At 41.6% G+C, this 12,873-nt stretch carries 8 protein-coding genes; 2 read left to right on the top strand and 6 right to left on the bottom strand.

Annotation, left to right across the window (positions count from 1 at the left end; genetic code table 11):
- Nucleotides 1-85 precede the first annotated feature (85 nt).
- Both HXT23_RS01370 and hflX read right to left on the bottom strand, forming a co-directional pair.
- Complete coding sequence (locus HXT23_RS01370; RefSeq protein WP_004130300.1) at nucleotides 86-1,048, bottom strand: L-lactate dehydrogenase; 963 nt, start codon at nucleotides 1,046-1,048, stop codon at nucleotides 86-88.
- 131 nt (nucleotides 1,049-1,179) lie between these two features.
- The gene (gene hflX / locus HXT23_RS01365) at nucleotides 1,180-2,697 is read right to left on the bottom strand and encodes a GTPase HflX (protein ID WP_422112957.1); all 1,518 of its coding nucleotides are present in this window, start codon (nucleotides 2,695-2,697) and stop codon (nucleotides 1,180-1,182) included.
- 120 nt (nucleotides 2,698-2,817) lie between these two features.
- On the opposite strand from hflX, the gene HXT23_RS01360 reads away from it, so the two are divergent.
- Both HXT23_RS01360 and hrpA read left to right on the top strand, forming a co-directional pair.
- Complete coding sequence (locus HXT23_RS01360) at nucleotides 2,818-3,519, top strand: class I SAM-dependent methyltransferase (RefSeq protein ID WP_422112956.1); 702 nt, start codon at nucleotides 2,818-2,820, stop codon at nucleotides 3,517-3,519.
- Between the two features lie 28 nt (nucleotides 3,520-3,547).
- Entirely contained in the window at nucleotides 3,548-7,621 is a 4,074-nt protein-coding gene (hrpA, locus tag HXT23_RS01355; protein WP_422112955.1) for an ATP-dependent RNA helicase HrpA, read from the top strand.
- A gap of 95 nt (nucleotides 7,622-7,716) precedes the next feature.
- On the opposite strand, the gene HXT23_RS01350 is transcribed toward hrpA, so the two are convergent.
- The 4 genes from HXT23_RS01350 to HXT23_RS01335 form a co-directional block, all read right to left on the bottom strand.
- Nucleotides 7,717-9,120 (bottom strand): MFS transporter, encoded by a 1,404-nt coding sequence (locus tag HXT23_RS01350; RefSeq protein ID WP_016635694.1) that lies wholly within the window; start codon nucleotides 9,118-9,120, stop codon nucleotides 7,717-7,719.
- A gap of 130 nt (nucleotides 9,121-9,250) precedes the next feature.
- Nucleotides 9,251-10,207, bottom strand: a complete 957-nt coding sequence (locus HXT23_RS01345; protein WP_032813541.1) for a nucleoside hydrolase — start codon at nucleotides 10,205-10,207, stop codon at nucleotides 9,251-9,253.
- Nucleotides 10,208-10,627: 420 nt separating this feature from the next.
- Complete coding sequence (gene glnA / locus HXT23_RS01340) at nucleotides 10,628-11,965, bottom strand: type I glutamate--ammonia ligase (RefSeq protein ID WP_004130324.1); 1,338 nt, start codon at nucleotides 11,963-11,965, stop codon at nucleotides 10,628-10,630.
- A 188-nt stretch (nucleotides 11,966-12,153) separates the two neighbouring features.
- Nucleotides 12,154-12,846, bottom strand: a complete 693-nt coding sequence (locus HXT23_RS01335) for a hypothetical protein (RefSeq protein WP_004130326.1) — start codon at nucleotides 12,844-12,846, stop codon at nucleotides 12,154-12,156.
- Nucleotides 12,847-12,873 lie beyond the last annotated feature (27 nt).

The raw sequence follows: 12,873 nt of genomic DNA, 5'->3' as shown, positions 1-12,873 counted from the left end.
TTCAATACTTAAATCTTAGTAATTAGCGCTTTACGAACAGCCAAGCATAAAAGCATAAAAGCTTAAATCATAAAGCAAAAACTAATTAGAATCCAAATTGTGCCGCAGCTTGACGAAGAGTCTCTGCAGAACGCTTCAAAGCAGCAAGCTCACGATCCGAAACTGGAGTATTCAAGCGAGAATTTACGCCGTTGCGGTTCAACAAAGTTGGAACCGACATGCAAACGTCTGAGATTCCATGGAAGTCTTCAAGCAAAGAAGAAACTGGCAAAATGCGGTTGGTGTCTCGAAGAACAGCCTCAACAATATCTACGCCAGACATTGCAATAGCGTAGTTTGTAGCGCCTTTACCGTTAATAATCTTGTATGCTGCGTTCTTAACTTCTTGATGAATCTCTTCGCGCTTAGCTTCATCCAATGGCTCATGACCTGGAAGAGCATTCCACTCGCACATTGGAACGCCACCAATAGTTGCAGAAGCCCAAAGAGGAACTTCGGAATCGCCATGTTCGCCAGCAATATAAGCGTGAACGTTCTTAACATTCACACCAGTGTGCTGAGCAATAAGGAAGCGCAAACGTGCAGAATCAAGGTTTGTACCCGATCCAAACATTTGATTAGCAGGAAGACCAGAAAGCTTCATAGAAACATGCGTAACAACGTCAACAGGATTTGTAATAAGCATGTAAATTGCGTTTGGAGCAACCTTAACAACATTAGGAATAATCGACTTCATAATATTGATAGTTGCACCTGCAAGCTCCAAACGAGTCTGACCAGGCTTTTGACGAGCGCCAGCAGTAATAACAACCATATCGGCATCGCGGCAAATTTCAACATCGTCGGAGCCAGCAATAGAAACAGCTGGGTAGAAGCTAGAACCGTGCTGCATATCGAGCACTTCTGCTTCAACACGTTCCTTAGCGATATCCTCAAGCACAATTTCACGAGCAACACCGCGCTGAGCAGCAGCAAACGCAAGCGTAGAACCTACTGCGCCAGCACCAATAATCGCAAGCTTTGTTGGCTTAACCTGAGAATTCACCATTAGAAAACCCCTTTTCCACAAAACAGAGTCAACCCTCTAGCTAATAAATAACTCAAAATATAAGGGCTGCTCTAACAATAGAGATATATGCATGAACAGTTTTTACTTTAATCACACCTAAGGAATTTCGACTAAAACGCAATTTGCATAAGTTTTGAAGACAAAGAATCTCCAACAAAAGCATCTAATTCTATGCCAGAATCCTTATATTCCACTGATTTTACAATGCCATTTTCTCTAACTTTAGATAGTAAAGATCCAGAATAATCACTGTAAGGAAGCTTAACTTTAACGTGAACATGTGGCGAAGGTAACAAATTTTCTACGCGTGCTTTTAGATGCTCAATATTTTCGCCACTTTGCGCAGAGACAATAAGAGAATCAGGATACAACGATTGCAAACGCAAACGCATTGGCTCTTGCATAACATCCGACTTATTAAACGCAATAATTTGCGCAATGTCTTCTACTCCATCAATTTGAGCTAAAACCTCGTTAACTGCCTCAATTTGAGAAATAGGGTCTGGGTGAGAACCGTCAACAACGTGCAAAATAACGTCTGCTTGGCCAACCTCTTCCAAAGTGGACTTAAACGCTTCTACTAGCTGAGTTGGCAGCCTTCGCACAAAACCAACCGTGTCTACAAGCGTATAAGCGCGACCATCTTTAGTTAAAGACTTTCGAACAGCAGTATCCAAAGTGGCAAAAAGCGCATTTTCTACAAGCTCCTTAGAGCCAGTAAGCCTATTTATAATCGAAGATTTTCCAGCATTTGTATACCCTACTACTGCAACGGTTGGAATATCTTGACGACGCCTAGATCCGCGCTTTGTCTCGCGAGTTGGTGCCATTAGCGCAATGTCGTGACGCAATTTTGAAATTCGATTCCTAATTGCACGCCTATCCATTTCGATTTTTGTTTCGCCAGGGCCTCTAGAGCCTATTCCAGCGTCTCCAGCAGCGCGGCCACCAGCCTGCCTAGAAAGAGCAGCACCCCAACCTCTAAGTCGCGGAAGCATGTATTGAAGCTGAGCAAGCTCTACTTGTGCCTTTCCTTCCCTGCTTGTTGCATGTTGAGCGAAAATGTCTAGAATAACAGCTGTTCTGTCTACAACTTTGACTTTAGTAGCGTCTTCCAAAGCTCTTCTCTGGCTTGGTGGAAGATCGTCGTCTACAACAATCGTATCCGCATCATTTTGAGCTACAACCGCTGCAAGTTCACGCGCTTTTCCAGAACCAACATACGTTGCTGCATCTGGTCTGTATCTTTGCTGCAACATGCCGTCGCATACTACTGCTCCAGCTGTTTTAGCAAGTGCTGCCAACTCTCTAAGAGACTCTTCTGCTTGGCTTAGAGTTCCGCGAGCGCTAGACCACACGCCTACTAAAACAACGCGTTCCAGCCTTAGTTTTCTGTACTCTACTTCGGTTACGTCTTGTAATTCTCCAAGACCAGCAACTCGTTTTAACGCGTTTCTTGATTCACGCTCTTGCCAAGCTTCGTCGTTACTTTCTATGCTTGATCCAGCGTTCGCATCGTCTAGCAGAACTTCACTATGGCCTGAAAGAAAGTATTTATGCTCATTTTTATGCTCGGGCATATTATTATCACCACTTGCCAAATCACTATTTGCTAAAGTATCTACCAAAACTATGCCCTTTGCTATTTTTCTTTAACTACTTACGTTAAATCCCTTATTAATACGCGATTTACAACGTTTGTTTTATTATTGTGAATCTAGAAGACATAATTTTTAACCAACACTAAAATGACTATTAACACTTTTAATAAAACTAAAAAGACGAGCAGCATTAATGCTACTAAAACAAACAAAAATGCTAAAGAATCTAAGACTAGCGGCGAACAGTATTTTTCCGCTAACCCAAATTCTTTAGACTTAAGACGAACTTTGCAAGTTGATTTGCGAGGCAAAGAAGTTAGCGTGCAAGTTTCTAACGGAGTTTTTAGCTCTTCTAAACTTGATTTAGGAACTGCAGTTCTTCTTAAACACGCTCCACAACCCCCAGAAAATGGGCGATTTTTCGACATCGGTTGCGGCTGGGGCGCTATTAGCTTGGCTTTAGGTTTTGAATCCCCTAATGCGCAAATTTACGCTGTAGACGTTAACGAGCGCGCTCTAGAGCTTACTAATATTAACGCCAAGAATGCTGGATTAAATAGCATTCACACTTATCTTGTAGAAGATGCGCTAAAAGAAGATTCATCTAAAAACATTGATCTTATTTGGTCTAATCCTCCAATCCGCGTTGGAAAAGACGTTTTACACAATATTTTGCTCACGTGGCTTCCTCGCCTAAAAGTTGGTGGAGCTGCTTATTTGGTTGTTCAAAAAAATCTTGGCTCCGACTCCTTAATCCCTTGGCTTTCTAAAAATCTTGGTGAAGATTTTAGCGTTGAAAAATACGCAAGCTCTAAGGGATACAGGATTATAGAAGTCTTAAGAAAATAGTATTTAGCAGGATTTAATAGGATTTAATATGAATTTTGACTATCCTAGTGAACTGCCGATTTGTTCCGCACGCAACCAGATTATTGAAGCTATTAAAGAGTCGCAAGTTGTGATCGTATCTGGTCAAACGGGTTCTGGAAAAACCACTCAAATACCAAAGATGGCTTTAGAGCTTGGCAGAGGCGGTCGCGGAAAGCAAATTGTTCACACACAACCTCGCCGACTTGCTGCACGCACGGTTGCAGAGCGAATAGCAAGCGAAATGGGTGTTAAGCTTGGCGAAGAAATCGGCTACCAAGTGCGTTTTAACGACGAAAGCTCATCCAAAACAAAGCTTCGCATAGTTACAGACGGTATTCTGCTTGCTCAAATTCAGCGCGACCCACTTCTTACGCGCTATGACACTATTATTATTGACGAAGCTCACGAGCGCAGCCTAAACATTGATTTTTTGCTCGGATATTTAACAACTCTTTTGCCAAAGCGCAAAGACTTAAAGCTTATTATTACTTCTGCAACAATCGATTCTGCAAAGTTCAAAGACCATTTTGAGCAAGCTTTACACATTAAAGTTCCTGTTATAGAGGTTTCTGGGCGAACATACCCAGTGCGCGTACTTTACGAGCCGCTTGGAAGCGCACCTTCGCTTATGAAGCATGTTCCAGGTTTTGCAGATATTGCTATGGACGATGAAAGCGTTGAGCAAAGCCAATCTAACGAAAGCAATCGAGAAGATATTTGCGATGAAGACATTGCTTCTGCTGTAACTCGCGCATGCGCTCAACTTGTGATTCATTCAACACACACTCAAGGCGCGCGAGATATTATGGTTTTTGCTTCTGGCGAGCGCGATATTCGCGAGTTTGAAGCATCGTTGCGTTCCTATTTCGGTGCGCGCACAAGCGACATGAATCGCAGAGACGCCATTGAGATTGTTCCACTTTTTGCACGTCTTTCTTCTAAAGACCAGCATCGCGTTTTTGAACACCACACGCATCAGCGCATTGTAATCGCCACTAATGTTGCAGAAACTTCTCTTACAGTGCCTTCGATCCGTTACGTTGTAGACCCTGGTTTTGCTAGAATTTCGCGATATTCTAAGTCTGCCAAAGTTCAGCGTCTTCCTATAGAACCTATTTCTCAAGCGAGTGCAGATCAGCGCTCTGGTCGTTGTGGGCGAATCGCAGACGGCATTGCTATTCGCTTGTATTCTAGGGAAGATTACGAGACTCGCCCGCGCTTTACCGATCCCGAGATTTTGCGCACTTCACTTGGCGCTGTTGTTTTACACATGCTCTCTGTTGGTGTTGCTAAAACTGGCGAAGATATAACGAATTTTGGATTTATTGATCCTCCAGATATTAAGGCTGTAAGCGACGGTTTTAACGAGCTTAGTGAGCTTGGTGCAATAAGTAGAAAATCTGGTGTTATAAGCTTGACTCGAATTGGCCGCGAGCTTAGTCATATTCCAATTGACATTCGCCTTGGACGCATGATTATTGAAGCTGCGCGAAACACTACGCCTAATACTTTAGCTGCGATTCTTGTTATTGTTGCGTTTTTGAGTTTGCAAGATCCGCGCGAGCGCCCCGAGGACAAGCGCGAGGAAGCCGATAGATTACACAATCGTTATGCAGACGAGTTAAGTGACTTTTTAACAGCATTGAATATTTGGGATCGCATATTCCAGGCGGATGGCGAAATCAGCAACAACGCGCTAAGGCGACTTTGCAAAGAGGAATTTTTCCACTTTTTACGCCTAAAACAGTGGAAAGATTTAGTTAATCAGCTTAAAGATTTATGCAAGGAGCTTCATTATAATGTTGGCGAAGCGCTGCCGATTAAACGCGCAAGCTTGCAAATCCGCCAATTGCCAAATAATCAACAAGCAGCTCACAGTCTTTGTTGCACTTGGGATTATCAAGGAATCCACGCTTCTATGCTTTCTGGCTTGCTTTCTATGATTGGCATGCAAGTTATTCGCGAGCCTAAGGCTTCGGATTTTGCAGGACTTCGCGGAACAGCCAAAATTCGTGCCATTAAGCGCGCTCAAAAAATGGCAAAAAACGATTATCAAGGCGCTAGAAGCACAAGGTTTGCAATCTTCCCATCTTCATCTGTTTCTAAAACAACTCCTTCTTGGATTATGTGTACGGAATTAGTTGAAACTTCTAGACTTTGGGCAAGGTATTGCGCGCAAATAGACCCTGCTTGGGCGGAGTCTTTAGCTAAGAACCTTACTCGCGTAACATATTTAGATGCTCATTGGAGCGCAAGCAAAGGTGCTGCAATTGCTCAATCGAAAGTGCTTTTGTACGGCTTGCCTATTGTGCAAAATCGCACTGTTCAATGGTCTAAAATCAATCCTTACGAATCTAGAATATTGATGATTCGTCAAGGCTTAGTCGAAGGAAACGTTCAACAGCGTTTTCCATTCAACGATTTTATCTCCTCAAATATTAACGTTTTGAACGATGCCGATAATCAAACAAATCGCACTAGGCAAGCAAGCGAAACTGTAAACGACGAGGATTTGTTTACTTTTTACGATAATAAACTTCCTCAAGAAGCTACGACCATTGCAGATTTGGCTAAATGGTGGAAAAATTATAGGCTTCAAGACCCGCATTTTCTTGATTTTAACCCAGATTGTGTTGAGCGCTTGCAATACGCAAATGACACTGATTTAGCAGACTACCCCGATACTTGGCATACGATTGGAACAGACGGCCAGAGAATTAATTTGCGCTTAAGCTACATTTACGATCCGCATAATCCTTTAGATGGCGTAACCGTACACGTTCCACTTCATGCGCTTTTGCGACTTAAGCCTCAAGAGTTTACTTGGAATGTGCCAGGCTTATTAGACGAGCTTATTATTGGCATGATTAAGTCTCTTCCTAAGACTTTGCGCGTGCAATTCGTGCCAGCTCCAGATACTGCGCGTAAGATCCGCGAGTGGATTGACGAAAACTACGATTATCTTCCAGGAATAAATGAGAATCCGCAAGAAGATTTTATTTGGCAAGACTTTAGCGAAGTCTTTACTAAAGCTGCGATTAGTGTTGTTGGAGCACAAATCCACCCAGAAGTTTTAAGCGAAGATCAGCTACAACGACTATCTCCTTATTTGCGCGTAACTTTTAGCGTTGAGCAAAAGAAAACTAATAAAAACAAACCTAATCAAAACAATTCGCATAATCAAAACAACAAGCGCATTAAGCCTACTGTTTTAGGAACAGATAAGTCGCTAATAAGCCTTCAGCATCGATTTGCAAAATCAGCTCAAGAGTGTGCATTAAATGTTGTTAATAGCAAAGCGATTAAAGCTGCACAAGCTGGAAATGTTGTTGAGAGAGCAGATTTGTTACACAAGTCTGGAGCAACTAATCTTTCTAGATCTCAAATGGTTTGGCAAGGCGCGCTTAACATGCTTATTTTAGACGATAAGCGCATTACATCTAGATGGCTAGGCAGCGAGGCTTTGCTACTTGCTTCTGCACCTTATAAGTCTTCTAAAGATTTGGCTCAAGATTTGCAAATGGCTGCTATTAAGCGACTTATACCAAATACGCAAAAAATTACTAACGATGTTGAACTTAAAGAAGCCGTTGGCAATATTGCCGAAGTTTACGAAGACACGGTTTATAGAGTTGCACACAGTGTTATTGCTATTTTGGAGCGATTTGCTAAAGTCGAGTCTGCTGTTAGCGGCAAAGCCGACTTGCCAATGCTTAGTGTTCTTCAATCGATTAAAGAACACGCATCTTCGCTTGTTTTTCCTGGATTCATTGCAAAAGCAGATTCTAGCGCACTTAGTTCAATAGAGCGCTATTTACATGCGGATTTGATTCGACTTAACAAAGCTAAGTTAGACAAAAATCGAGATGTTCAATGGGCTTGGCAGGCAGATGAAGCTCATAAGCTTGTGCTAGAAGCTCAAAAGAGAGCAGAAAGCTTGCCTGCTGGGCCTAATAGAGATGAAGCTCAAGAAAAAGCTCAAAAACTAAAGTGGATGTGCGAAGAATTCTACGTTTCTCTTTGGGCGCAAGAGCTTGGAACGGCATACCCAATTAGTATTCAGCGTATGAAAAAGATTTGATAGCACGCAAGCAAAATAATACAAAAGTGGTCACTATCCACGCAGTCAAAGATGACTGCAAGATAGTGACCACTAACATATTGAGTAAATAATAATTACTCTTTAACCATAAGGCTACGAGCAATGTAAACTACTAAGCCAATAAAGGCTACAATAGCGCCCATCATAAGCAAGTTAGAATAACCTGCACCTAAGCCTTGGATTCCAGCAAAAGAGAATCCTTTTAGCAAGTTTCCGCCAAAGAATCCGCTGAAAATGGAAATACCGATTGATGCTGTAACATTCATAACTAAATCGTTCATACCGCATCCACGACCCGATTCTTCAACAGGCAATGCACTAAGAACCGTTGAAACGATTGGCGAATACATAAGTCCGCAACCAGCGTAGTAAACGCATGCGCACAAAGTTAGAACAAGGAATCCGCAATTTATGAATACAGCAGCTCCAACCCATCCAAGAATCATAAGAACAGCAGCTATAATAATGCCAGCTTTACGTCCAATGAAACCGATAATTGTTCCAGAGCATGTTCCAAACACCGCTGCTACAACGAATGCCCATACAAGGTAGGAAGAAACTGCCTCAGTGCTCATATGATACAAAGCTCCACCAATAACATTGTAAATTGGAGGCATGCAATAGTTAGTAAAGTAGAAGATGAAGATCAAAATAATGCCCGAAAGCCAACGCTTATTCTTAAAGAATGCAGGAGTTACAAACGGGTTCTTTGCCTTCATAATGTATCCAGCAAACACAACAAACAGCACGATGGATCCAAGCAACAATCCCCATGCCTTGTACGAGAAGAACAAAGTCAACAATGCAACAGCAATACCAAACACTGTAAAGCCAAGCTTATCTATCTTTCCACCAATACCGTTCTTTGTAGGCAAGAACTTAACAAGAACTGGCAAGAACAGAATGGTAATTGCAGGAATCAAGAACAAATACTGCCAAGCAATAGAGCTAAGAGCACCAGCAGCAAAAACGCCAATAGAAGCAGAAAGCTGATAAGCAGCAGTAAAGAGTCCAAAGAAAATTACCTTAAGATCGTTGCGCAAATACTTAGTTGCAATAACAAGGAAGGAAGAACCTGCTACTTGCTCGCCAGCGGTTTGTAAAATGCGCGCAATAATAACAGTCCACAAGTTTGGAGTGAAGAAGAAGTTTGCAATAAAACCAAACAACGATCCAACAAACAGTGTTACAAGTCCGATTGTTATGAGTCTACGAAGCGACACAAAGTCACCCAAAGAACCGTAAATAAAGCACACAATGCCTAAAACAATAATTGGCAAACTCGTAATAAGAGAAGCTTGATCAGGCGCGCCAACAGCTTTACCAATCTGATCGAATACCAGATTAAATCCTTGCAAACACAATGTTCCAAGAATAAAGGTTATAAGAAGTAAAATTAGCGAGTAAATCGCCACTTTGTCGCGGGTTTTTGGATCCTCGTATGGGTCTACCGCACTAGATTTTGCAATCTCAGTCATAATAATCCAATCAATTAATATTTTTAGTTTTTACATTGGCAAATAAGGCACATCGCATATTGCGAAAAATGTTGCGATTTGCGGCGTGTCGAACAACAAAAAGCGGAGTTAAAACTCGTAAAATCCACACTCAGCCAGCGATTTTTGCCAAGCCAGAAATGCGCGTCATAAACTCGTTCAAGAATCGTGGAACATCAACGCCAACAGCAACTTGCATTGTCTTAACAGGGTCATTCAAGCGCGTAACATCACCAATTGTGCGTCCACGAGTTGGGCCTTCAACATCAACTTGCATATTGATTGGAAGCGTTGTAACAAGCGTTGGATCCACAGCTACAGCCACTGCCAAAGGATCATGCAAACCGCATCCGCCAAGGTGTGGAGCCGTTGTCTCATATGCCTTAATGTAAAAGTCGGTCATATCTGCAAGGAACTTGCCAGCCTTTGTACCAAGGTCACGCCACTGCTTTGTCTCCTTGTAGGTAAGCAAAGTCTGTAAAGTAACATCCAAACCAATCATTGTTACTGGAGCACCAGAGCGGAATAGTACATCTGCAGCATCTGGGTCTTGAGATATATTCGCTTCGGTCCAAGCGTTTACGTTTCCATGAATGGTAAGTGCTCCGCCCATAAGAACAATCTTTCCGATTTCGTCCTTGATTTCTGGAGCTTTCTTCAACGCAGCAGCAATATTTGTCATTGGTCCCGTTGGAACATACACCAAGTCCTTGCCATATTTCTTTACAGAATCGATAATAAAATCAACAGCTGATTCATCCTCTGCTTTGCGCGCAGAATCTGGAATCTCAACATCGCCAATTCCGTTATCTCCATGAATAAATGCAGAAATTGGAAGAACTTCAAAAGAATCTTTTTTGCTTGCGTGCGAAAGTCCCTTATAAACTTTTACTTCGGGATGCCCAAGTAAGTCTGTGATTGCAAGCGCGTTACGAACACCTTGCTCCATTAAAACGTTGCCATACGTGCCAGTTATGCCAATAAGCTCCATTTCTGGGCTTCCAAGAGCATAAGATATAGCGAGAGTATCGTCAACACCAGTATCAAGATCAAGAATCAGCTTCTTCACTTGAGTTACCTCCCTTTGTGTATTTGGCATGATTTTACAGTCGTTGTAAATCATGGATTGCGCGAATATTTTCAAAATTATTCAAATGCAACCAAGCAAAAATTCTATCCCCATAATTTTGAAAATCAACATTACAATTGGATAATTTTAGATATATCATTGTTTCTTTATTGTGCAATAGTTTGCGATTTTTGTTATAAAATGTTCCAATCGCAAGCAAAAGTTAAATTAAATAAACAAAGGTTTAGATTATACTTAAAAACTAACATTCAAACACAAACATTCAGATATAACAATATGAAAAAATTTTGCGAAAAATGTTAAAAAACAATCAAAGAAAAACCTAAAAATAAAACGCGCGACACGCCACCACAGCACATCGCGCGATTTTAATAGTCAACACAAACTAAACGCAAAAACCTAAAGTCTAGGCAAATATTTCTCGAGTTCGTAAGGAGTTACTTGGCGACGATACTCTTCCCACTCTTTATGCTTGTTGCGCAAGAAGTATTCAAACGCATGCTCACCTAAAACGCTAGCTACAAAATCAGACTTCTCCATAATCTTCAAAGCTTCATCCAAAGACTCAGGAAGAGGCTGAATGCCCATAGCTTGACGCTCAGCATCTGTAAGCTCCCAAACGTCGTCGCTAGTAGGATCACACAAAGTCATTTGCTTTTCAATGCCATCTAAACCAGCAGCCAACAAAACAGAGTATGCAAGATATGGATTCGCCACAGGGTCGAGCGCGCGAAACTCCATACGGCAAGAATTGCCTTTGCCTGGCTTATATTGAGGCACACGCAAAAGCGCAGAACGGTTGCTATGACCCCAGCAAACATAGCTAGGAGCTTCCGCTCCACCCCACAAGCGCTTGTAAGAATTAACGTATTGATCTGTAACAGCGCAAATTTCTGCAGCATGATGCAAAATACCAGCCGCAAATTGGCGCGCAATAAGAGACATATTAAACTCTTGACCAGCCTCATAGAAAGCGTTTGAATCTCCTTCAAACAGGCTTAAATGCGTGTGCATACCAGAACCAGGCTGATCTGTAAGCGGCTTAGGCATAAAGCTGGCATACATTCCGCGCTCAAGAGAAATCTCCTTAACAACAGTGCGGAAAGTCATAATGTTATCTGCAGTAGTAAGAGCGTCTGCATATCTTAAGTCAATCTCGTTTTGACCAGGACCGCCTTCGTGGTGAGAATACTCAACAGAAATACCCATCTGTTCAAGCATGCTCACAGCACTACGACGAAAGTCCATTGCCGAACTTCTTGGAACGTGGTCAAAATACCCACCTTCATCAATAGGAACAGGCGCCTTAGACCAATCATCTTGCGCTTCAAATAAGTAAAACTCAATTTCTGGATGAACGTAAAAAGTAAAGCCTTTTTCTTTAGCTTTTGCGAGCGCAGTTTTAAGAACGTGACGCGGATCTCCAAGAGACGGCTCCCCATCTGGCGTTAAAACGTCGCAAAACATGCGCGCCGTGCCTTCTGGACCGCCATGCCATGGCAAAAGTTGGAAAGTCGAAGGATCTGGCTTAACAATCATATCGTCTTCTAAAACGCGAGTCATGCCTTCAATCGCAGAACCGTCAAAGCCAATACCCTCTTCAAACGCAGCTTCAAGCTCTGCTGGAGCAATAGCAACCGATTTAAGCGTTCCAAGAACATCCGTGAACCATAGTCGAATAAAACGAACGTCACGCTCTTCAACTGTACGCAAAGCGAATTCTTGCTGTCTATCCATATCTACAGTCCAATCAATTTAAGTGTGTAACTATGTGTTTTTCTCTCATACTCTTTAACTAATATTTAAGAGACTAATTATTATATTATCTCTTACTTTTCGCTTTTATTTAGCTTTATGAGCATGAATTTACTTATTTTTAATGTAACAATCTAATAGCAATCTAGTAGCAATCTATTTAACATAGACTACATCTTTTTGCCATATTTATAAAAAATCTCTTTGGCTTGATCATCGCTTAAATCATCTGTACTTGTAACTTCAATCCCAGATTCTTTAAGATCTTTAACACTTGAGTAACAAATCATAAGATCTTCAACACATCTAGCAGCCATTGCAAGAATCATAGGAGGAACAACGTCTAAAACGCCTCGATTGTATTCATAAACTTTTGCATCAATCTTATTAGCGCGATTTACCATTAGAACAGCAGGCATTCCACGAAAATAGTCGGTAAATTTTTTAACTGATTTTTCTGGATTGTCTTCGTCTAAATCACGTAAAACTGCGACTCCACCATTTTCGTCGTTAAAACAATCCGCATTAACTCCAGCCATTTTGCAAAAAGATGCAAGAAGCTCTCCTGGCTCTATAGCTGTTAAGAACAGCGCGCACTTTGCCTTTTTTCCAAGCAAACCTTGCAAATCTTCTTCAAAATCCGCTTGCTCAATCTTTTTTACAGCATCATCGATTGAATCACGATTTTGCTCTTCGCTAAACTCTTTTTCAAAACCAAGCAACGCGTCTTCCAGCTCTTTATCGGTAAAAGAAGTACGAACATCGTTAGAATCATTAGAACCAACGCCATTATTGCCATTAACGCCATTATTATTATCGCTAACGTTATTGTTTTTACTCAAATCGTCGTTATCTTTACACATATCTTTTACCTTCTAAATTAAAAAGCC

This window comes from Gardnerella sp. DNF00257, assembly GCF_049262745.1.
GTDB classification, from domain to species: Bacteria; Actinomycetota; Actinomycetes; order Actinomycetales; family Bifidobacteriaceae; genus Bifidobacterium; species Bifidobacterium piotii.
Note: the sequence above shows the minus strand (reverse complement) of the source record. Positions and strands in the feature narration are given on the sequence as shown.